This window comes from Streptacidiphilus sp. MAP5-3, from assembly GCF_041262505.1.
GTDB lineage: Bacteria > Actinomycetota > Actinomycetes > Streptomycetales > Streptomycetaceae > Streptacidiphilus.
In genome coordinates this window covers 26,887-48,634 of sequence record NZ_JBGCCL010000010.1, presented here as the reverse complement: position 1 = coordinate 48,634, position 21,748 = coordinate 26,887, and the positions used below count along the sequence as shown (strand labels likewise).

Here is a 21,748-nt window from a genome sequence, read left to right as displayed (position 1 = left end):
CACGGCCGCTCACGCCAGCCTGGACAGGGTCAGCGCCACGGCCTGCCCCTCGATCCCCCGGGCCAGCGCCATCGCATGGGACGGCCTGGACTCCCGGGCGCTGCCACGGACGTGGTCCAGATCGCACGCCGGGTCGGGGTTGTCGAGGTTGAGCGTCGCGGGCAGGACTCCGTGGTGCAGGGCCAGTGCGGCCACGGCAGCGTTCAACGCACCGCCGCCGCCGACGAGGTGGCCGGTCTGCGGCTTGGGCGTGCTGACCGGCACCGACCCGGCGGCCTGGCCCAGCGCGGTGCGCAGCGCGATGGCCTCGCCCGTGTCACCGAGCCTGGTCGCGGCGCCGTCCGAGGCGATGTAGCCGAGGTCGTCGGCGGCCAGCCGGGCGTCCTCCAGCGAGCGCCGCACCGCCCGAGCCAGGCCGCGGCCCTCGGGGTCCGCCGCAGGAGGCGTACGGGCGTCGTGGCCGGCGCCGTAGCCGGTCAGCTCGGCGTAGATACGGGCGCCGCGCCGCAGCGCCGCCTGCTTCTCCTCCAGCACCAGCAGTGCGGCGCCTTCGCCGGGGAGCCCGCCGCTGCGGTCCCGGTCGTAGGGCCGGTATGCCTGCTGCCCCCGGTCGTTGCGGGTGGTCAGGATGCCGAGCCGGTCGAGCAGCGTCATCGACCACCAGCTGGTGGCGTCGTCGTAGCCGCCCGCGAGCGCCACGTCCGCATCCCCGCGGCGCACCGCACGCATGGCCCGCCCGATCGCGGTGGCACCCGCGTCCGCATAGCCCGCGAAGAAGGTGCTGGAGCCCCGGATGCCGTACGTCTGCGAGATGTTGAACACCGCACCGGCCGGCAGCCCTTCGACGAAGAACAGCGGTGGCATGATGACGTCGCCGTGCCGGCCGAGGTGTGCCATGTCGGCCGTGCCGTCCGGCCGGCGGATCACCTTCAGCTCGTCGATCAGCTGCTCCATGCGGCCGAGCGACTTGTTGCCGCCGAGGTACAGGCCGGCCCGGTGGCCGAGCTCGTCGCCGCCGGCCTGCTTGTGCGGCAACCCCGCATCGTCCAGGGCGAGCCGCGCGGCGGCCAGCGCGAGGCGGTCACCGCGGTTGACGGTGCGCAGCTGGCGCTTGGTGGCGAACCGGGTGGGGTCGAAATCGACGATCTCGCCGCCCAACCGGGTCTGCAGCGGCGACGGGTCGTAGGCCCGGATCGGGCCGATCCCGGATTCGCCGGCCACCAGCGCCTTCCAGTTGGCCTCGGGACCCTCGCCCAGCGCGGTCAGCAGGCCGATGCCGCTGATGACGACCTGGCGTCCGGTGCCGTTCATCGGCTTCATCAGCGTTCCTCCGTCGAGCTGTGGGGCCGTCCCGAGCTGTGGCGTCGTCATCTCTCCTCCTCGTAACGCCCCACGACCAGCCCGACGTTGGTGCCGCCGAAGGCGAACGCGTTGACGAGGGCGTGCCGCACGTCGCGCCGGCGGGCCGTGTTCGGGACGAAGTCGAGGCCGAGCCGGCGGTCGGGCGTCTCCTGGTTGATGGTCGGCGGCACCACCCCGTGGTTGATCGCCCCGATCGCGGTGAACAGGCTCAACGCCGCGGACGCCGCGGTGAGATGACCGGCCATCGACTTCGGCGAGCTGATCAGCAGCCGCTCGGCGTCGTCGCCGAACACCCTCTTGATCGCCGTGGTCTCCGACAGGTCGTTGCCCGAGGTGCTGGTGCCGTGCGCCACGACGTAGTCGATGTCGGCCGGTTCGAGACCGGCGTCCGCGATCGCCGCCTGGATGGACTCGATGGCCCCGCTGCCGTCCGGCGGCGAGTCGGTCATCCGCCAGGCGTTCAGGCTGGTGCCGTAACCGAGGATCTCGGCGAGGATCCGTGCCCCGCGGGCGCGGGCCGCTTCGAGTTCCTCCAGTACCAGGACGACGCTGCCCTCCCCGAGGACGAACCCGGACCGCTCGGCGTCGAAGGGGCGGCTGGCCCGCTGCGGATCGTCGTTGTACTCGTGGGTCAGAGCCCCGAGCAGGCCGAAGCACAACACGTCGAGCCAGGTCGTCAGCGAGTCGTAGCCGCCCGCGAGCATGAGCGTCGCATCGCCCTCCTGGAGGGAGCGGAAGGCCTCTCCGACGGCGTGCCCGGAGGCCGAGCAGGCGGTGGACACACCCAGCATCGGGCCGGTCGCGTCCAGCATCCGGGCCATCGCCGCGGAGGCGATGTTCTGGCTGTAGGCCAGCGCGTCCGAGGGCGCGTACGTGGTGAACGCGTCCTCCCTGCCGGTCCGGTCGCGCAGCGCCCCGACATCCACCAGCCACTGCAGGTCCGGCCGGTCCACGCACGCACCCATGGCCACGCCCATGTCCGCGCCGTCGTACGTCTCCTTGTCGACGCCGGCGTCGCGCAACGCCTCCCACGCCGCGCCCACACCGAAGGTGCCCGGACGCAGCAGATGGCGCAGGCCGACCGAATCGGGCACCGCGTCGGCGAGGCTGTAGTCCTTGACCTCACCGGCGATGGTGACCTGGAAGCCGGTGGTGTCGATCGTCGTCAACTGACCGACCCCGCTGCGTCCTTCGGTCAGCCCTTGCCATGTGCTCGGAGCGTCGTTGCCCAGCGGTGTGACGGCGCCCACGCCCGTGACGACCACCCTGCGGTTCGTCATCATCGCCCTTCCTCAAGCGTCATGTCGGTCGTCTCCTTCTGCCGTGTCCGTGGTGCGAGCTGGTGCTGGAGCCGGCTCCGGGTCAGGAGGGCCGGGCAGGCACACCATGACGGCGTGTGCCACGGCGACACCTCCGGTGTGGCTCAGGGAGATCTCGATGTGGTGCATCCCGAGGGACCGGGCGACGGACTCCACCTCGCCGTACAGCCGCACACTGGGGCGTCCGCCGCGGTCGTTGACGACCTCGATGTCCGTCCACTCCATGCCCCGGGCCATACCGGTCCCGAGGCACTTGAGTACGGCTTCCTTGGTGGCCCAGCGGCCCGCGAGGTGCTCGCCGGCCCGTCTGCGCCGAAGGCAGTAGGCCAGCTCGCGGTGCGTGAACACCCGTTCCTGCAACTCGGGTTGCGAGGCCATCAACTGCTCGACCCGGGCCACCTCGACCAGGTCTATGCCGGTCCGCACCCACAGCGGCGGGGCGGGGCGGTCCGGCGACCGCCCCGCATCCGGTTCAGCCAGCGGGCGTGGCGAGCGCCGCACGCTCGGTCACCAGATCCGTCAGGTTCTGCACGGTGAACAGGGTCAGCACCTCATCCGCCGTGAGCTTGCCGGCCAGCTCCTGCACGTCGATCTGCGGCAGCGACTTCTTGAGCTGGGCCAGCCCGACCTCGTTGATGACGTCGTCCTCGTCGGCGAACTCCTCGTCGGGTATCCCGCCCTGGAGCAGTTCGGCGATGTCCGAGACCTTGATCTTCACGTCCGACGCCTTCTCGACGCGGAACAGGATGTCGAGCAGGTCGATCGACTCGGCGCCCAGGTCGCCCAGCAGGGTGGCCTCGGGTACGGCCTCATCGACATCGATGCCCAGCGCGTCGGCGACGGCCTCTTGGACGATGGTGGCGAAGTCTTTCCCCTCGTACGACATATGTCCTATACCCCTTCGTGGAATCGCTGGTAGTGGACGGACCAGGCTGCTGCGGGCGATTGTTGACCAGCCGTCAAGTCCTTGGGACGTCAGGACGTCAGGACGTCAGGACGTCAGGACAGCGTCGGTTCCTGCGAGTTGTCCGATGTCAGTTCACCGAGCAGCTTCGTCAGGCGACGCTCGTCTCCGGTGGAGCGGGTACGGGCCTCATCGATCGTCCGGCGGGTGAGTCCGCTGAGCACCCGGCCGGGGCCGATCTCGGTGTACGCACCCACTGGGTGCCGTGCTGCGGTGCGCAGAACCTCAACCCAGCGGACCGGTTCGGTGAGCTGACGCCGCAGCAGCTCCCGAGCCTCCTCGCCGGAGCGGACGTAGGTGCCGGTGACCGAACTGATCACGGGAAGGTCGGGATCGGCGAACGGACGGGCCGCGAGCGCCGCGGTGAACTCCTCCTCCACCGCCGCCATCAACGAGCAGTGGAAGGGAGCCCCGACGTCCAGCCGCACGACCTTTTCGGCGCCGGCGTCCAGCGCGGCCTTGCCGGCCATGTCGACGGCATCGGCGTGCCCCGATATGACGGTCTGCAGCGGCTCGTTGTAGTTCGCGACCTGGACCAGACCGGCGCCCTCTGCGCTGGTGCAGGCCGTCAGCACCTGCTCCGCGGGCAGGCCCAGCACGGCTGCCATCGCGCCGGGCGCCTCGCGGGCCACCGCGCCCATCAGCCGGCCGCGCAACTGCACCAGCTCGAGGGCCGACTCCAGGGACAGCACCCCGGCTGCCACCAGGGCCGGGTACTCACCGAGGCTGTGACCCGCCGTCGCCGCGGGCCGGTAGCCGACGTCCCGCAGCAGCTCCCAGATGGCAAGGCTGGTCGTGACGATCGCGGGCTGGGTGATCTCGGTGCGGGCGAGTTCCGCCGCACTGCCGGTCACGCAGATCCGCGACAGCGGCTGGCCCAGGATCTCGTCGGCCTGGGCGAACAGCCGCCGGGCTGAGGGATGGGCGTCGAGCAGGTGCCCGGCCATTCCGGGCCGCTGCGAGCCCTGTCCGGGGAACATCGCCAGGCAGCCGGCTGTCGTGCCGTGGCCGCCTGGACCGGTCCTACCGGTCATCAGCTATTCCTTTCGTGGGTTGCTGCGGGGGTGCGATGCCAGTCACTTCCGGTGCGGCGGCGGGCCGACGAAAGGGTTCATCAGCTGCGCGGGGTATTCGGCGCCCAGTTCCCGGCGCAGCTTCTCCGGCTCTGCCGCCGCGCCGAGCCGCCGACGCACGATGACGCCGGCCGCATCGTCGGTACCCATCAGGGCTTGCCCGTGGAGAGGTGGCGGGCGTCGGTGTCCGGGGCGGTCCTAACTAGGAGGGATGCACGTCCTGGAGACGACGTCCGGAACAACCACTGAGGTCCCTCCCTGTCCCGCTCTGCCGCTTCGGCGCCGTCGGATCAACCTTCGGGCTCAGGGTTGGGCGCAGGCCTGGAACACTCCTTGACCGCAGCTATATCCCCAGGTCAGCGCCGCGAGACCGGAAGCGGGACCAGGGCCCGGCACAAGGCCCGCGGCCGACTCCGCCGGCGGACTCCAGGAAACCCAAAGGCCCAGGTCGCAGTGGACTGCGACCTGGGCCTCAAAGGAGCCGCCTTCGGGATTCGAACCCGAGACCTACGCATTACGAGTGCGTTGCTCTGGCCAACTGAGCTAAGGCGGCGAACGGGGATTAGTCTACACAGCCCCGAGGGGTGCTCCCGCACAGGTTTTGATCACAGCATGATCAACCACCCGATCAGCCCGCCGAGGCGGTGGCCAGCTTCGCGGCGAAGCCGATGAAGAGGGCGGCCACGCCCGTGGTGAGGCCGGCGGAGAGCCGGCGGCGGGAGCGGAAGATCGCGGCGAGCCGGTGACCCGCGAGGATCAGGGTGGTGAGGTAGAGGACGCTGAAGATCTGGATCGTGCCGCCGAGGATGGCGAAGGAGAGCGCCGGGCGCGCGTAGGACGGGTCGACGAACTGCACGAAGAAGGAGAGCAGGAAGAGGATCGCCTTCGGGTTGAGCAGGCTGATCACCAGCGCGCGCCGGAAGGGGGAGCGCTGTTCGGCCGCCGGGTCCTCCTCCACGGCCGTCATCGCCTCAGCCGTCGCCGCGTCGGTCTCCCCGGCCGCCGGGGCGTTGCGGTCCCGCCACAGGTCGCGGGCGGCGCGGAGCATGCCCCAGCCGATGACGAGCAGGTAGACCGCGCCGATCAGCTTGACCGCGTCGAAGATCAGTCCGTTGGTCCGCAGCAGCGAGGCCGCGCCGAGCGAGGTGAGCGTGATCAGCGTGGTGTCGCCGAGGAAGACGCCCGCTGCCGCCCGGTAGCCGGTGGCTATGCCGCTGCGGGCGGCGACGGACAGCACGTACAGCGAATTCGGCCCCGGCAACAGGACGATCAGCAGAGCGCCGGCGACGTACGTCGAGTAGTGGATGACTCCGAACATGGTCGGCGACCCTCGCCTTCTTCCGGTCTTCCGGCCTCGGTGGCCAGGACAGAACCGGTGCCCCGCACGAGGCACCTCGGGACAGGATCGTTGACGGGGGTTGGTCCTGACAACTCTCGGGACCAACCCCCGTCACGCCAGGAGATCGCGCTCAGCCGCCTCAGTGGCAGACGGTGCCCTTGGCCGGGACCGTGCCGCGCAGGAGGTAGTTGTTCACCGCCTCGTCGATGCAGCTGCTGCCGCGCGCGTAGGCGGTGTGGCCGTCGCCGTCGTAGGTGAGCAGCAAGCCCGTGCTCAGCTGGGCGGCGAGGCCCTGGGCCCAGGCGTACGGGGTGGCCGGGTCGCGGGTTGTGCCGACGACCAGGATCGGCGGCGCGCCCTGGGCCGCGACGGTGTGCGGCGAGCCACTCGCCGGGACCGGCCAGTAGGCGCAGCTGAGGCCGCCCCAGGCCAGGCTGGCACCGAACAGCGGGGAATCCTTGGTGTAGGTGGCCAGCTGCTGCTGGACCTGTGCCGGACTGGTCGCGGCGGCCGGCAGGTCGAGGCAGTTGACCGCGGAGTTGGCGTACATCAGATTGCTGTAGCTTCCGTCGGGACCGCGCTCGTAGTACTGGTCGGAGAGCGCGAGCAGCTCCTTGCCGTCGTTGTTGCCGATGGCGTCGGAGAGCGCCAGCCGCAGGTCGGGCCACTGCGTCTGGTCGTACATCGCGGAGATCACACCGGTCATCGCCAGCGCCGAGCCCAACGTCCGGCTCTGACCGGTCGGCAGTGGCTTGGCCTCGGCCGCGTTGAAGAAGGCCGTCAGCTTCTGGCCCGCCTGCTGCACCGTGCCGTTGCCGAGCGCACAGCCCGGCCGCTTGACGCAGTCCGCGGCGAAGGCGTTGAAGGCCACCTCGAAGCCGCCGGCCTGCTGACTGTTGAGCTGGAACGCGTCGAGCGACGGGTTCATCGCCCCGTCCAGCACCATCGTCCCGACCTTGGACGGGAAGAGACCGGCGTAGGTGGCACCCAGGAAGGTGCCGTACGACTTGCCGAGGTAGTGCAGCTTGGCGTCGCCGAGCAGGGCCCGGAAGACATCCATGTCGCGGGCCGAGTCGACCGTGCTCACATGCGCCAGCAGCTTGCCGGAGCGCTGCTGGCAGCCCTGTGCGAAGGACTTGTCCGCCGCCACCAGCTTGTCGACACCCGCCTGCGTCGTCGGCGTGGTGTCGACCTCGGTGTAGGCATCCATCTGACTGTTGCTCAGACACGTGACAGGGGAGCTGCGGGCGACGCCGCGCGGGTCCAGCCCGACGATGTCGTACGCCGCGCGGACCACCGGCGGGAAGGTCTCGGCCGCGTACTCGGCGTAGTCCACCGCCGAGCCGCCCGGACCGCCGGGGTTGACCAGCAGCGAGCCCTGCCGAGGGACGCCCTGCCCGGTCGCCTGCTGGCGCGCCGCCGAGAGCGTGATGTCCCCGGCCGACGGGTCGGCGTAGTCGAGCGGGACCTTGAAGGTGGTGCACTGGAAGCCGGCGTCGCACGACGTCCAGCTCAGCTTCTGGCTGTAGTAGCGCTGCAGGTCCGCCGGGACCGCCGTGGGCAGTGGCGCGAGCGGCGTGACGCTGTTCGACGCGGTGTCGCCGGAGGGAGCGCTGACCGCCGTCCCTCCGCCGGTGGCCCCGGTCGAGGACGGCGACGCCGAGCCGGAGGAACTGCAGCCGGCCACGCCCAGCATCGCGAGTCCGATGACGGTCATGGCTGCGACGGCCCTGGGGGCGCGCGTTCTCTTCATGCTCTTCCCAAACTGGCGAGTGGAGAGTGACAGGTGACAGGTGACGTGTGGACGAGGCGAGTGGCTGGTGGAGGGGCGGGACTGCTGGTGCGGCGGATGTGTCGGGTGGGGCCGATATGGCGAGTGTGACGCGTGCGGTCATTGGCGCGTGGTGAACATCTCTGTCAGATAGTTTGCCGCCAATCGCACCAGCCGGAATCGCTCCAGCTCCGGAGTCAGGTCCCGGACCGTGTCGGAGAGGCGGACGGAAAGGTCCGGACCGCCCTGGAGCCCGGCGCGCAGACGGTTCGCATCAGCCTGGGCGGCGGTGTCCCGGTGCGCCTGTGCCATCAGCAGTCGGATGCCCGAGGGCAGGGCGCCCGACGGCCGGGCGAACGGTCCGCCGCCGAGGACGGCAGCTCCCGCGTAGACGTCGGGATGGGCGAGCTCAGCCGTGACCGCGCAGGAGGAGCCCGCATCGACGCCCAGCTCCGCCCAGGAACGCGGCTTGGTGGCGATCCGGTACTGCGCGGCGACCGCCCGGCGCAGCGCGGAGTCGTCCGAAGCCAGCGTGCAGGGGTCGGCGGGGGCCACCGCCACGAACGCGTTGGCGTGCCCACCCGCGACCGCGCCGGCCAGGCCCTGCCACACCTCACCGAGCTCGCCCTCCGGTGCGCGCACCACCACCGCCTGCAGCCCGGACCCGGGCCCGGCGGACCCGTGGGCCTGGTACTGGGCGGGCAACCAGATCCGGACCTGTCCCGGCAGCCCGCTCAACGTGCCTTGGAAGAGCCGTCCGCCCGACGGCTGCCCGATCTGGGTCAGCGCCGTCGTCGCCCCACCGGACGTCCCCGGGGCCTTCGACGCCCCGGGAGTCCCCGAAGCCTGTGAAGCCTGTGGAGCCTCCGGAGCGCGGTCCGACGCCGGATGCGAGTCGGCCCGCGCGGTGGACGCCGGACTGACTACGGCGACGGGCACGGCGGAGTCGGGCAGCCCGACCAGCGCCTGCGCGACCCCGCCGACCAACGCCGAGCACAGCACAACCGCGGCGAGCACCGCCCGCACCACGGCCCCTCGGTAGCGCGGCGTCAACTCGTACACCCGGCCGGCGCGCTCCTCCCGCCACACTCCGAGCGCACTCCCCGCGAGCCAGACGCCGACCGTCGCCCCGGCAGCGATCAGCGCTGCGCTCCACCACAAGGTCATCCTGGCCGGATTCCCCCACCTGACAGCAGTGATCACTTACGGCGGAACTGCCACCCGAACGAGCGAGGTGACGACCCGTTCGATGACGCCCTGCCGTCCAGGGCCGTGGTGGGCCGTGGTGGGCCGTGCCGTGACGGGACCGGCCGTGGTGGCCGTACGGGACCGGGCGAGGTCCTCGCCGGTTCAGCCCGCGCGCAGGGCGACGGTCATCGCCTCGACCGCCAGCAACGGGGCGACATTGCGTTCGATCGCGTCGCGGCATGACAGGACGGCCTCGATGCGTCGGAGCGTCGCCTCCGGCGTGGACTGCTGGGCCAGGCGCTCCACACCCGTCCGCAGGTCCTCGTTGGCCAGGTCCGCGCCCGCGCCGAACTGGACCGCGAGGACGTCGCGGTAGAAGCCCGCGATGTCCACCAGCGCGAGGTCGAGACTGTCGCGCTGGATGCGGGTGGCACGCCGCTTCTGACGGTCCTCCAGCTCCTTCATCGCTCCGGCCGTGCCGCGCGGCATCCGTCCGCCCACACCCGCCGCCGCGCCCAGGGCGGCGCGGAGCTCCTCGGTCTCCTTGACGTCGACCTCCTCGGCGACCTGCTTGGCCTCCGCCGCTGCCACGTCCACCAGGGCCTGTGCTCCCGCGAGGCAGGCCCCGAGATCCCCGACCACCAGCGGCAGCCGCAGCACCTCCGCCCGACGGGCCCGTGCCGCCTCGTCCTGCGCCAGCCGACGGGCGCGCCCGATATGGCCGTGCGCCGCCCGCGCCGCGAACTGCGCCACCTGGACATCGATCCCGTCCCGCCGCATCAGCACGTCCGCCACCGCACCCACCGACGGCGTCCGCAGGACGAGCAGCCGACAGCGCGAGCGGATCGTCGGCAGCGCGTCCTCGACGCTCGGCGCGCACAGGAGCCACACCGTGCGCGGTGCAGGCTCCTCGATCGCCTTGAGCAGCACGTTGGCGGCGCCCTCGGTCAGCCGGTCCGCATCCTCCAGGATGATGACCTGCCAGCGCCGGCCCGCCGGTGACATGGAGGCGTTGCGGACCAGCTCCCGCGTCTCCTTGACGCCGATGCTGAGCCCGTCGGTGCGTACCGTCTGGACATCGGCGTGGCTGCCGATCAGCGCGGTGTGGCAACCGTCGCAGAACCCACAGCCCGGCACCCCGCCGAGGTCGGCATCCGGTGCGGTGCACTGCAGCGACGCCGCAAAAGCACGCGCGGCCGTGGACCGGCCGGATCCCGGCGGACCGGTGAACAGCCAGGCATGCGTCATGCCCGTCGCCCCCGTGACCGGGGTCTCCCCCGCCACCACGGCGCGAGCGGCGCGTGCGGCGGCGACCAACTGGTCCACCACCTGGCCCTGGCCGACCAGGTCGTCCCACACGCTCACGTCACGCCGTCCTGCACGTCGTCGTCTCTACGTCTCTTCGTCCGTCTCTGCGGAACACCCCACAGCATCGCGGGACGTCCCCCTCACCCTCATCCTGCCCGCAGCCTAGTCGCCCCCACTGACAATCCCGGCGACCGGCGGCTGCGGGCCGCACGTCTCAGCGACCCTGGTCGCTCCCCGAACCGCGCTCCTCGCCCGGGCGCTCTTCATGCCACTGGGCCCACTCCTCGCGGGTGCCGAGAAGCTGGTCGGTGAGCGTCGGCAGATCGTCGAGCGGGGTCTCCTCCGCCCAGTCGTAGCGACCGGCGCCCGTCGTGGCCTCGCCGTCCTCCGACGCCGTGTCACCCTTCGGACGTGCGGCGGACGGAGTGGAGAGCGCCGGGATCTCCCTCGTCGCGTCATCAGGACCGGCGTCACCGGGCTCCGGCCGGAAGAGCCAGTCCGGGACCTTGTCCTGGACGCTCTCCGAGCTGCGCGGCGTGGCCTCGCGCCAGGCACGCGGCAACGGCGTCTGCACGGTCGGCGCCGCCTGGGCGGACTGGGCGGACCGCTCCGTCGACCGCGCGTCCCCGACGACCGGGATGACCGCAGTCTCGTCGGCCGCGGAGGCAGGAACCGATGCTTCGGCGTCCTTGGAGCCCTTCGCGTTCTTCTCGGGCATGCCCGCCGTCGGCGCCTCGGCCGGGAACGCCGGAAGCACCATCGTCTCGTCGGCGGCAGCGGGCGTGGACGAGGGTGCGTCCTTGGCCGGTGCCTCGGCCGGTTCCTCGGCCTGGTCCTTCGTCTTCGCGCGTGCCGAGCGCGCCTTGCTGCGAGCGCGGCCCAGCACGGACGTCCGCTCGGGCTCGGGCTCGGCCGACGGAGCCTCATCGACGATCTCCACGGCCGGCATCACCGCCGTCGCGTCGAGATCCGCCGGCCTCTCGGCGGCAACGGCCGGCAGAACCGCCGTCCTCTCCTCATCCGACTCGTTCGACTCGTCCGAATCGCCTGCTGCATCGGCTATGTGACCGGGTGCCGCAGCCCCCGCCTCGGCCTTGTCACCGGACCCGGCAGCGTCTTCGGACCCGCCCTCCTCGGCGTGCTCGGCCTGCACGGCCTCGGCGGCACGAGCAGCCTTCGCGGCCTGCGCGGCCTGCGCGGCCTGCGCGGCCTCCTCGGCGGCACGACGGGACGCCTCGGAGCGCAGCAGCGCCTCCTCCACGCGGCGGCGCTCCTCCGCCTTCTTCGCCTCGCGCTGACGCTCGAGCTCCGCCAACCGCTCCGCCTCAGCAGCCGCCTCGCGACGGGCCTGCTCCTCGGCGCGGCGACGTTCCTCCTCCTCGGCGGCACGGCGCGCGGCCTCCGCCGCAGCGGCGGCGCGGGCGGCCTCCGCGGCAAGCCGGGCGACCTCGGCGGCCTTGCGGTCCTCCTCGGCCTGGCGGGCCTTCTCCGCCTCCTCGGCCTCCAGCCGGAGTCGCTCCAGCTGAGCCTGGCGCTCGCGCTCGGCGCGCTCCTCCTCGGCCTTGCGGCGTGCCTCCTCGGCGAGACGGCGGGCTTCGGCCTCACGAGCCAGCCGCTCCTGCTCCGCGAGCGCGGCCTTCTCCTGCTCGGAAAGGGGCAGCTCGCGGTCGAGCCGGTGGCGGATCGCGGTGGTGACCGCCTGCGGCGGCTGGCCGGCGTCGACGACCAGGTAGCGGGCCGGATCTGCGGCGGCCAACTCCAGGAACGCGGAGCGCACCCGCTGGTGGAAGACCTCCGGCTCGGACTCCATCCGGTCCGGGGCCTCGGTGAACCGCTCACGCGCGGCCGACGGCGCGACGTCGAGCAGCACCGTCAGATCCGGGACCAGGCCGCCGGTGGCCCAGCGGTTGAGCCGGGCGACGTCCGCACCGTCGAGGTCGCGGCCCGCGCCCTGGTAGGCGACGGACGAGTCGGCGTACCGGTCGGTGATCACCACGGCGCCGCGCTCCAGCGCGGGAAGGATCACCGAGTCGACGTGCTCGGCCCGGTCGGCAGCGAAGATCAGCGCCTCGGCCCGGTGCGATATCCCCGTGTTGGCGACGTCCAGCAGCATGGCCCGGAGCCGCTGGCCGACGGCGCTGCCACCCGGCTCGCGGGTCAGCACCACCTCGTGGCCCTTGCTGCGGATCCACTCCGCCAGCGCCTGGGACTGGGTGGACTTGCCCGCGCCGTCGCCGCCCTCCAGCGCGATGAAGAAGCCCGTGCCCGCCCGGTGCGCGGGCGGCTCGACGCCGCCACGCAGGGCGTCCCAGATGTCGCGGGGCAGCGGCGCGACACCCTTGCGGTCGTCCGTGCGCAGCAGCACGACGACCGCGAGCAGCAGGAGGAGCAGCCCGGCGGTGGCGGTCGCGAGCCCCGCGCCGCCGTGGTCGAAGGTCAGCGTGGTGCCGCCGAACTGCTCCGGCCCGTACACCGCGCCGAGCAGCGGCGTGACGACGAGCCCGAGCGCCACCGCGACCCGCAGCATCGCGTGCAGGTGCTCGTCGACACGGGGGCGTCGGGCCTCCTCGGTCTCCAGCGTCAGCAGCACCCGGGACGTACGGAAGGCGACGCCGCCCGCGACACCGGCCAGCGTGAACAGCACCAGGGCCAGCACGTAGTCGCGGACCAGCCCGCCGAGCAGCAGCGCCAGCCCGGACGTGCCCATGGCCAGCGGCAGCAGCCGCCGACGGCTGAGCGTCGGCAGGACGCCACCGCTGACGCGCAGTCCGAGCAGCAGCCCGGCGGTCAGGGTGAGCACCAGCAGGGCGTAGCCGATAGTCCCGGCCTGCAGGTCCACCGCGTGCTGGACGGCAGTGGACGCGGCGGCTGCGATCGCCGCCGCCGTGGACGTGGCCGCCAGGCTGAAGATGAGGGAGGCCCCGGTACGACCGCGGGCGACCAGCCCGGGCGTGACATCCGCCGGGGCACGCAGGTTGGTCAGCGGCGAGTGCGGCTCGAAGCGTCGCCGGCCGGTCGCCGCCTCGGGCAGCTCCTGCAGGTACTGAAGCGTTCCTGCGGTGAGGAAGAGCGCCGCCGCACCGAACGCGGCCAGCGCCAGGCCGTGCGTGCCGAGCCAGTCGACGGCCTGGCCGAGGCCCTGGTTCACCAGGGTCAGCACGATCAGCAGCACGGAGGCGAGCGGAACCGTGGCGTACCCGGTCCACAGGTCGATGTGGAGCAGCACCGGCCGCTGGTCCACCGGCGGATGGCCGGGGGTGGGCGCGGGCAGCAGCTGCTCGACGAAGGACTCGCGGGTGACCACGATCAGCCGCTCCAACGCGGCAGTCACGAAGACGGTGACGAGCAGCCAGACCCACGCCTTGGCCCCGGTCCAGACCACCCAGAACACGGAGCAGGCCAGCAAGGCCCCGCGCAGCGCCTCCGCGACGACGAGCAGCCACCGTCGGTCCAGACGCTGCGTCAACTGCGCGAGGGGCGCCAACAGTACGGCGCCGAACACCAGGGTGCCCACGATCCGGGCGCCGAAGACCGCGGCGACCGCGAACATCACCCCGGCGTAGCCGCCGCCCAGCGCCTGGGCGCCGACCACGGCGACCACCGTCAGCGCCAGCAGGGTCAGCAGCGCCAGGCGATCGCCCAGCACGCCGACGGCATGCGCGCGCCAGGCACGGTTGTATGCACGCACCCGCAACAGCGCGCGGGCGCGCGACGTCACGGTGACGCCGGTAGAAGGGATGCCGGGGCTTTCCGGGGCCTCGTTCGTGGGCGCCTGCGACTCGGGGCTCATACGGCCAGCCTAACCGGAGGCTCGGACAGCAGATGCCCCGTTCGCGTCGGTCATGACAGGGTTGTGACCAACCGGTAGGCGGAGCGACGACCAAGAGCCCCGTCGAACCGGCCGAGGGCAGGTTCGACGGGGCTCTCAGCCCACTACTCCGCCGTCGACTTCTTCGCGGCCGTCTTCTTGGCCGGAGCCTTCTTGGCCGCCGTCTTCTTCGCCGCGGTCTTCTTGGCCGGGGCCTTCTTGGCCGCCGTCTTCTTGACCGGTCCCTTGGCCCGCTTCTCGGCGAGCAGCTCGAAGCCACGCTCCGGCGTGATCTCCTCGACGGAGTCGTCCCGCCGCAGCGTCGCGTTGGTCTCGCCGTCCGTCACGTACGGGCCGAAGCGCCCGTCCTTGACCACGACCGGACGCTCGCTGACCGGGTCGACGCCGAGCTCCTTGAGCGGCGGCTTCGCGGCCGCGCGACCGCGCGCCTTCGGCTGGGCGTAGACGGCCAGGGCCTCCTCCAGGGTGACCGTGAACATCTGGTCCTCGGTCTCCAGGGAGCGCGAGTCCGTGCCCTTCTTCAGGTACGGCCCGTACCGGCCGTTCTGCACAGTGATCTCGACGCCCTCGGCGTCGGCGCCGACGACGCGGGGCAGGCCGAAGACCTTGAGTGCGTCCTCCAGCGTGACCGTGTCCAGGTCCCAGGACTTCAGCAGCGAGCCGGTGCGCGGCTTGACCGCGTTCTTGCCGGTCTTGGGCGTGCCCTCGGGCAGCACCTCGGTGAAGTACGGGCCGTAGCGTCCCGCCTTGGCAACGATCATGTTGCCGGAGTCCGGGTCCTTGCCCAGCTCACGCTCGCCGCTCGGCTTGGCGAGCAGCTCCTCGGCCAGCTCGACGGTCAGCTCGTCGGGGGCCAGCTCGTCCGGCACGTCGGCACGCTGCTCGCCGCGCTCCACGTAGGGGCCGTAGCGGCCGACGCGGAGGACCACGTCGGAGTCCGCGAGCGGGAACGAGCTGATCTCACGGGCGTCGATCGCGCCGAGGTCGGTCACCAGCTCCTTGAGCCCGCCGAGGTGGTCACCGTCGCCGTTGCCGGCGTCCGCGGCGGGCGAGCTGGGAAGATCGCCCTCGCCGAAGTAGAAGCGACGCAGCCACGGCACCGACTGGGCCTCGCCGCGCGCGATCGCGTCGAGGTCGTCCTCCATCCTGGCGGTGAAGTCGTAGTCGACCAACCGTCCGAAGTGCTCCTCAAGCAGCCGGACCACGGCCAGCGCCAGGAAGGACGGCACCAGCGCGGTGCCCTTCTTGAAGACGTACTTGCGGGCGATGATCGTGTCGATGATCGCGGCGTAGGTCGACGGGCGGCCGATCTCGCGGTCTTCCAGCTCCTTGACCAGCGAGGCCTCGGTGTAGCGCGCCGGAGGCTTGGTCGCGTGGCCGTCCGGGGTGATCTCCTCGGCGCGGACGCCGTCGCCCTCGGCGACCTGCGGCAGCCGACGCTCGCGGTCGTCCAGCTCGGCGTCCGGGTCGTCCCGGCCCTCGACGTAGGCCTTCAGGAAGCCGTGGAAGGTGATGATCTTGCCGGACGCGGAGAACTCGACGTCCCGGCCGTCGGTCGAGGCGCCGGCGACCTTGACGCTGACGGACTGGCCGACCGCGTCCTTCATCTGGGAGGCGACGGTGCGCATCCAGATCAGCTCGTAGAGCTTGAACTCGTCGCCGCTCAGGCGGGTCTCGGCGGGGGTGCGGAAGCGGTCGCCGGAGGGGCGGATCGCCTCGTGCGCCTCCTGCGCGTTCTTCACCTTCCCGGCGTAGACGCGGGGCGCGTCCGGCAGGTACTCGCGGCCGTAGAGCTGCTCGACCTGGGCCCGGGCCGCGTTGACCGCGGTCTCCGAGAGGGTGGTCGAGTCCGTACGCATGTAGGTGATGAAGCCGTTCTCGTACAGCCGCTGCGCCACGTCCATCGCGCGCTTGGCGCCGAAGCCGAGCTTGCGCCCGGCCTCCTGCTGCATCGTGGTGGTGCGGAACGGCGCGTACGGCGAGCGGCGGTACGGCTTGGACTCGACGCTGCGGACCCGGAAGTCGGTGTCGGCGAGCGCGGCGGCCAGCGCCCGGACGCTCTCCTCGTCCAGGTGCAGCACCTGGACGGCGGTCCCGGCGCCGCCCTTCAACTGCCCCACCGAGTCGAAGTCGCGGCCGGTGGCCACGCGGCGGCCGTCGACCGCGGTGAGCCGGGCACCGAAGGTGCCGGGGTCACCCGCGGCCCGCCCGGCATCGGCGGTGGCGAAGACGGCGGTCAGGTCCCAGTACGACGCGGAGCGGAACGCCATCCGCTCGCGCTCGCGCTCGACGACGAGCCGGGTCGCCACGGACTGGACGCGGCCCGCCGAGAGCTTCGGCATGACCTTCTTCCACAGCACGGGGGAGACCTCGTAGCCGTAGAGGCGGTCCAGGATCCGGCGCGTCTCCTGGGCGTCGACCAGGCGCTTGTTCAGCTCGCGCGGGTGGCGGACGGCCTCCTGGATGGCGTCCTTGGTGATCTCGTGGAAGACCATCCGGTGCACCGGCACCTTGGGACGCAGCACCTCCTGGAGGTGCCAGGCGATGGCCTCGCCCTCGCGGTCCTCATCGGTGGCGAGGAAGAGTTCGTCGGCGTCCTTCAGCAGCGACTTGAGCTTGGAGACCTGAGCCTTCTTGTCCGGATTGACGACATAGATCGGCTCGAAATCGTGCTCCACGTCGATGCCGAGCCGGCGCACCTCACCGGTGTAGCCCTCGGGAACCTCGGCGGCGGTGCCCGGCAGGTCACGGATATGCCCGACACTCGCCTCGACCACGTACCCAGGGCCCAGATAACCCTTGATCGTCTTCGCCTTGGCCGGCGACTCGACGATCACGAGTCGCCGTCCTTCGCGTGCGGTCTCGCTGGTCGGGGACACCTTCGCTCTTCTCTTCCGGTCGAGTAGGGGGTGGTCGTCGCGTTGCTCGCGGCAACACGGTCCTGAATGCGGAGTGTGACCGCACCCCGGTGCCCCTTGTCAAACGGACGGATCCCGGCATGTCATGGGCGGGAGTCGCCCGCTGCCTCTCGAACGGTAACCCGAATCCTCGGGTTCCCGCCGTTCGGGCCTGGGTCGTACGGTTGGACCGGCACCGGCAGGGACAGGCCGGACAAGCCGGATCATAGGACTGCCCGCCTGGCCTGCGGCGCAGAACCCGATCCTTTCGGCGTGTCTCTGCCCATCCGGACGCAAGGGCATGCACCCGTCTGCTAAAGGCAGCCAAAGGCAGGCATGCCGCCAACCCTGGCATGGACCCGATCGGTCTCAGGTCCAGCTGAAAGGCCCGGCCGGGCCCCGGTCACGAATCCAGTCACCTATCCGGCCACGTAGCCGACTATGGCCCGATCGACTCCCGGCAGGCCGGAGCGGAGCGTTCCGCTCAGGCCGAGGCTGCGAGCAGCATCACACCGCAGACGGCGAAGGCGAGCCCGAGACAGACCCAGAAGACGTCGTTCCGCCCCCGCGCCGGACCACCGTCGACAGCCACCAGCGTCGGCCGGTCCGGGTGGTAGGCCACCGGCACCAGCGCATCCACCGCCAAGGCGGGCGTCCTGCGGATGGACGTCCAGCCGCGCGGACGCGTGACGACCTCGCCGTGCCCCTCGACGGCGAAGCTGAGCAACGGCGCGGTGTCGGCGTGGTCCGCGTCCCCGTCGGGATCCACCACCACACGCGCCATGCCGCTGACCCCGACGCGGCGCAGGGTGCGCCGAGCCCGCACCTCTGCCGCGCACCACCAGAGCACGGCCCCGCCGAACAGGAGGAACCACGCCCCGGTGAACAGGCCCAGTGGAGTCCCCATGTTCGCCCGCACTCCCCGGTTCCGTCTCGCAGTTGGCCGACAAGCCACCCGATCAGGTGATCTCGTGATCATGCGATCGGCGCGGCGAGCGCCAGATTTGCAGCAGACGGACAACAAGCGACCTACGGAGTGGGACGCCCCGGGAAAGCTGTGATGAACGGGAGCCGGTCAGCGGCACCCGCGGCACCGGATCTCATGTCAGAATCAGGAAGCCCTGTTCGACCAGCACGCGGATCTGCCCGGGCACGCGGTCCCGCAGCACGACCGGATCCTCCTCGATCAACCGGGCGATCGCGTCGAGGATCTCACCGGCCGTCAGCGTGCCGTCGCAGACGCCGGCGAAGCCCGCCCCGATCGTGTCGACCTTGGTTGCCCGTCGCATGCCCCGATTCTGACGCAGGATCACATGCTCGGGGTCCTCCGCGCCGGGCGCACCCACCTGCTCCTGCACGACCTCGTCCGCCAGGCGGAAGCGCGCGGCCAGCAGGCCCGCGTCGTCGTGCGCACGCAGGAAGTCCTGCCGGGCGAACCAGGCGTCGATCGCCGGACCCAGCGGCTGTTCGACGGCGTGCGGCCACTCCTCGGCGACGACCACGGGAGTCGCGCCCCCGGGCGCGCGCCGTAGCGTGATCCAGCCGAAGCCCACGCCCTCGACCTTGGCCGCTTCGAAGGCGTCGAGCCAGTCGGCGTAACGGCGTTCGTACTCCTCGCGCGGTCCGCGGTGGTCACCGCCGTCGCGCAGCCAGAGCTCGGCGTAGGTGGTCGCGTCCTGGACATCACGCTGCACGATCCAGGCGTCGCAACCGGTTCCGGCCAGCCAGCCGGCGACCCGGTCCCGCCAGTCCTCGCCGCGCACGTGCTGCCAGTTCGCCAGCAGCTGGCAGTAGCCGCCCGGTTCGAGGTACTCCCCCGCCCGGGCGACGAGGCTGCGGCAGAGGTCGTCCCCGGCCATGCCGCCGTCGCGGTAGGTGAACCGGCCACCGGGAGAGATGACGAACGGCGGGTTGGAGACGATCAGGTCGAACCGCTCGTCCTCGCCGAGCGGCGCGAAGAGACTGCCCTCCCGGACCTCGACACGGTCGCCGAACCCCGACAACTCGGCGGTCAGACGGGTGAAGTGAAGCGCCCTCGGGTTGACGTCCGTCGCCACCACGTGACCCGCGTGCCGAGCCGCGTGCAGCGCCTGGACCCCCGACCCGGTGCCGAGGTCCAGCGCACGCCGGGCCGGTCGGCGGACGGTGATGTTGCCCAGCGTCGTCGAGGCCCCACCGACCCCGAGTACGAGCTCGCTGCGCGGCACGCCCTGGTCGGTGGCTGCCCCCGAGCCGATCCCCCCGGCCCCGCCGACCGCGCAGCCGAGGTCGGAGACGATCCACGCGTCCGCCGCCGGAGCGGAGGCCGCGGAAGCACCGCCGCCCGACGCGGAACCTGACGCGTCGGACGGTTCGTCGACCGCTCCGGCGATGTCGTTGGCGTACGGGCGGACGTCGACCGTCGCCCGGACCTCGCTCGAAGGGGTCCGGACCAGCCAGCCGTCGGCCAGCGCCTCGTCGACCGGCAGCGCCGCCGCAGCGGCCGGGTAGGGCACGCTGCGCTGCAGCAGGAACAGCCGGACCAGCGTCTGCAGCGAGCCCTGCCCCACGGTCGCCCGCAGCGCGGGCACGCTCTCGCTGCGTGCCAACGCCGCGTAGGCGGCCGCGCCGAGGAGTTCGAGGCAACCGTCGGCGGTGTAGTCCGCCGCGAGGAACGCCTCGCGCAGCCGCGCGATCCGCTCGGGGTCGAGGGTCGGCAACGAGCCGTGCGGAGCGCTGTCAGCAGCGCTGTCGGAGGCGCCCTGCGGAACCCTGCCGGAGGCGCTGTGCGGGACGGGGGATGCGGATGAACTGGTCGTCACGCGCCCATTCTCCCCGAGTTCCCGCCGAGGAGGGCCTCAGCCCGCGCTGCTCGACGCGTCGGGTGACGCGCTGCCGCTCGACGACCCCGACCCGCCGGCCGAGGACGAACCGCTGGGCGAAGACGAACCGCTGGACGAGGCCTTGTCGCTCGCCGAGCCGGAGGCCTTGGGCTGCGGGGAGCCTGAGGTCGTCGCGCTGGTGCTCGCCGCCGTGGGCGAGCCCGAGGGCGCGGCGCAGTCGGGCTGCTTGCCGAGCGCGGTGCCGAGCTGACCCGACTGCAGCTTCTGCAGCGCCGTCGTCGACTGCGTCGAAAGCTGCTGCACCTGGTCGGAAACGCCCTTGAGGGCCGCCGCGAACTTGGCCTGGTCGTCGACCGACAGCTCCTTCACCGTCGCCTGGACCTTGGTGTATCCGCCGGCCGCCTGGTTCAGCTCGCTGACGGCGTTGGCCTGGGTCTGCGCCCCGTCGCTGGTCTGCGGCGCTCCGGCGGCCTGCACCGCCTGGGCTATCTGCTGGTTCCCCGCGGCCAGCTTGCCGAGATCGTCGACCAGACGCGTCTGGAGGGCACTGGGCGACTCACCCGGGATGATCCTCCCGGTGTCCGCCTGCGCGGCCTGGACCTCCAGGATCGGCGCGGAGATACCGCCACAGACGCTCTTGGCCCAGGAGTCGAGCTGCGCGCTGTTGTCGCTGCTGGTGCACGCCGCCGCGCCCAGCGCGACCACCAGCGCGACCGAGGCCGCTCCCGCCGCACGACGGCCGCGACCACCCGTCCGACCGGACGTCCGACCGCAGCTCGGAGCACTCGTCCGACCGTTTCCCGGTCCGCTCGTCCGCATGTCCAACCGTTCGTTCTCGCTCACCGGGTCGCCTTCCAGTCTTCGAACCCAGCTTGGGAACCTACACGCTCGCCCCTTTCCGCCGCACAGTTCCCCGGATACCGTGCCGACGAGCGAGCAGGTCCGCGACCGTTTGGAGTGCCCATGGCCCGCGTGCGACTCGGCAACGACATCACCCTGGAGTACGAGGCCCTCGGCGCCCCGGATCGGCCGACGATGCTGCTGGTCACGGGGCTCGGCGCGCAGCTCACCTCCTGGGACGAGCGGCTCTGCCGACAGCTGGCCGACCACGGGTTCCGCGTCGTCCGCTACGACAACCGCGACTCCGGCCTCTCCACGTTCCTGGACGAGGGCCCCCAGCCGGACCTGGCCGCCGTGCTCGGCGGCGACCACTCCTCCGCCCGCTACCGGATCGCGGACATGGCGGACGACGCCGCGGGACTGCTGGACCGGCTCGGCGTCGAGCGCGCCCACGTCGTCGGTGCCTCGATGGGCGGGATGATCGCCCAGCAATTGGTCATCGACCACCCCGATCGGGTGCTGAGCCTCTGCTCGATCATGTCGCTCCCCGGGGACGGCACCTCCGGCCGGTCCACGCCGGAGGCCAGGGCCGCGCTGACGCGTCCCGCCGTGGCGGACCGGGAGGCGGCGATCGAGGCCTCGATGGCGGCGGCACGGGTCATCGGCTCGCCGGGCTATCCGCGCCCGGAGGAGGAGTTGCGCACCGTGACAGCGGCCAACCACGACCGCAGCAGCCGTAGGGACGGCTTCGGTCGCCAACTGGCCGCCATCACCGCCTCGCCCGACCGTACGGCCGCGCTCGGGAAAGTGACCGTGCCGACCCTGGTCGTGCACGGCGAGGCGGACCCTCTGGTCGACGTGAGCGGTGGGCACGCGACGGCCGCGGCCGTACCGGGCGCGTCGCTGCTGACACTGCCCGGCATGGGCCATGACCTCCCTCGTCCTCTCTGGCCCCGGATCGTCCCCGCGATTGCCGCCAACGCGCAGGCCGCACAGGAGGGTTGAATACCATCTGCACGGCGTGCGCGTTCAGTAC

At 71.9% G+C, this 21,748-nt stretch carries 16 protein-coding genes and 1 tRNA gene; 1 reads left to right on the top strand and 16 read right to left on the bottom strand.

The window, feature by feature from the left end; translation table 11 throughout:
• Positions 1 to 9: 9 nt before the first annotated feature.
• The 16 genes from ABH928_RS17280 to ABH928_RS17205 all read right to left on the bottom strand — a co-directional run bounded on the left by ABH928_RS17280 (position 10) and on the right by ABH928_RS17205 (position 20,715).
• Positions 10 to 1,371: a beta-ketoacyl synthase gene (locus ABH928_RS17280; RefSeq protein ID WP_370067216.1), complete on the bottom strand. Its 1,362-nt coding sequence runs from the start codon at positions 1,369 to 1,371 to the stop codon at positions 10 to 12.
• Entirely contained in the window at positions 1,368 to 2,642 is a 1,275-nt protein-coding gene (locus ABH928_RS17275; RefSeq protein WP_370067214.1) for a beta-ketoacyl synthase, read from the bottom strand. The genes ABH928_RS17280 and ABH928_RS17275 overlap by 4 nt, the downstream gene beginning before the upstream one ends.
• Before the next feature lie 12 nt (positions 2,643 to 2,654).
• Complete coding sequence (gene acpS, locus ABH928_RS17270; protein ID WP_370067212.1) at positions 2,655 to 3,107, bottom strand: holo-ACP synthase; 453 nt, start codon at positions 3,105 to 3,107, stop codon at positions 2,655 to 2,657.
• 46 nt (positions 3,108 to 3,153) lie between these two features.
• Positions 3,154 to 3,567, bottom strand: a complete 414-nt coding sequence (locus tag ABH928_RS17265) for an acyl carrier protein (RefSeq protein ID WP_370067210.1) — start codon at positions 3,565 to 3,567, stop codon at positions 3,154 to 3,156.
• A 113-nt stretch (positions 3,568 to 3,680) separates the two neighbouring features.
• Positions 3,681 to 4,679 carry an ACP S-malonyltransferase gene (gene fabD, locus ABH928_RS17260; RefSeq protein WP_370067208.1) on the bottom strand — a complete coding sequence of 333 codons (999 nt, stop codon included), beginning with the start codon at positions 4,677 to 4,679 and terminating at the stop codon, positions 3,681 to 3,683.
• 42 nt (positions 4,680 to 4,721) lie between these two features.
• Positions 4,722 to 4,868, bottom strand: a complete 147-nt coding sequence (locus ABH928_RS17255; protein ID WP_370067206.1) for a hypothetical protein — start codon at positions 4,866 to 4,868, stop codon at positions 4,722 to 4,724.
• A gap of 329 nt (positions 4,869 to 5,197) precedes the next feature.
• A tRNA-Thr gene (locus tag ABH928_RS17250) sits at positions 5,198 to 5,271 on the bottom strand.
• Positions 5,272 to 5,346: 75 nt separating this feature from the next.
• Positions 5,347 to 6,036, bottom strand: a complete 690-nt coding sequence (gene leuE, locus ABH928_RS17245) for a leucine efflux protein LeuE (RefSeq protein ID WP_370067204.1) — start codon at positions 6,034 to 6,036, stop codon at positions 5,347 to 5,349.
• A gap of 160 nt (positions 6,037 to 6,196) precedes the next feature.
• Positions 6,197 to 7,774 (bottom strand): alpha/beta hydrolase, encoded by a 1,578-nt coding sequence (locus ABH928_RS17240; protein ID WP_370067202.1) that lies wholly within the window; start codon positions 7,772 to 7,774, stop codon positions 6,197 to 6,199.
• A 174-nt stretch (positions 7,775 to 7,948) separates the two neighbouring features.
• Positions 7,949 to 8,995: a hypothetical protein gene (locus ABH928_RS17235; protein WP_370067200.1), complete on the bottom strand. Its 1,047-nt coding sequence runs from the start codon at positions 8,993 to 8,995 to the stop codon at positions 7,949 to 7,951.
• A gap of 183 nt (positions 8,996 to 9,178) precedes the next feature.
• Positions 9,179 to 10,381, bottom strand: coding sequence for a DNA polymerase III subunit delta' (locus ABH928_RS17230; protein ID WP_370067198.1), 1,203 nt, complete (start codon positions 10,379 to 10,381; stop codon positions 9,179 to 9,181).
• Between the two features lie 157 nt (positions 10,382 to 10,538).
• Positions 10,539 to 14,114, bottom strand: coding sequence for a dTMP kinase (tmk, locus tag ABH928_RS17225; RefSeq protein WP_370067195.1), 3,576 nt, complete (start codon positions 14,112 to 14,114; stop codon positions 10,539 to 10,541).
• 143 nt (positions 14,115 to 14,257) lie between these two features.
• Positions 14,258 to 17,032, bottom strand: coding sequence for a type I DNA topoisomerase (topA, locus tag ABH928_RS17220; protein ID WP_370067193.1), 2,775 nt, complete (start codon positions 17,030 to 17,032; stop codon positions 14,258 to 14,260).
• A 502-nt stretch (positions 17,033 to 17,534) separates the two neighbouring features.
• On the bottom strand, positions 17,535 to 17,957 hold the full coding sequence (locus ABH928_RS17215; RefSeq protein WP_370067191.1) for a DUF3592 domain-containing protein: 423 nt from the start codon (positions 17,955 to 17,957) through the stop codon (positions 17,535 to 17,537).
• A gap of 193 nt (positions 17,958 to 18,150) precedes the next feature.
• Positions 18,151 to 19,749: a methyltransferase gene (locus tag ABH928_RS17210; RefSeq protein ID WP_370067574.1), complete on the bottom strand. Its 1,599-nt coding sequence runs from the start codon at positions 19,747 to 19,749 to the stop codon at positions 18,151 to 18,153.
• A gap of 138 nt (positions 19,750 to 19,887) precedes the next feature.
• Positions 19,888 to 20,715, bottom strand: a complete 828-nt coding sequence (locus ABH928_RS17205) for a hypothetical protein (protein ID WP_370067189.1) — start codon at positions 20,713 to 20,715, stop codon at positions 19,888 to 19,890.
• Positions 20,716 to 20,835: 120 nt separating this feature from the next.
• Between ABH928_RS17205 and ABH928_RS17200 the strand changes: the two genes are divergently transcribed.
• Positions 20,836 to 21,717: an alpha/beta fold hydrolase gene (locus ABH928_RS17200; RefSeq protein WP_370067187.1), complete on the top strand. Its 882-nt coding sequence runs from the start codon at positions 20,836 to 20,838 to the stop codon at positions 21,715 to 21,717.
• Positions 21,718 to 21,748: the final 31 nt, after the last annotated feature.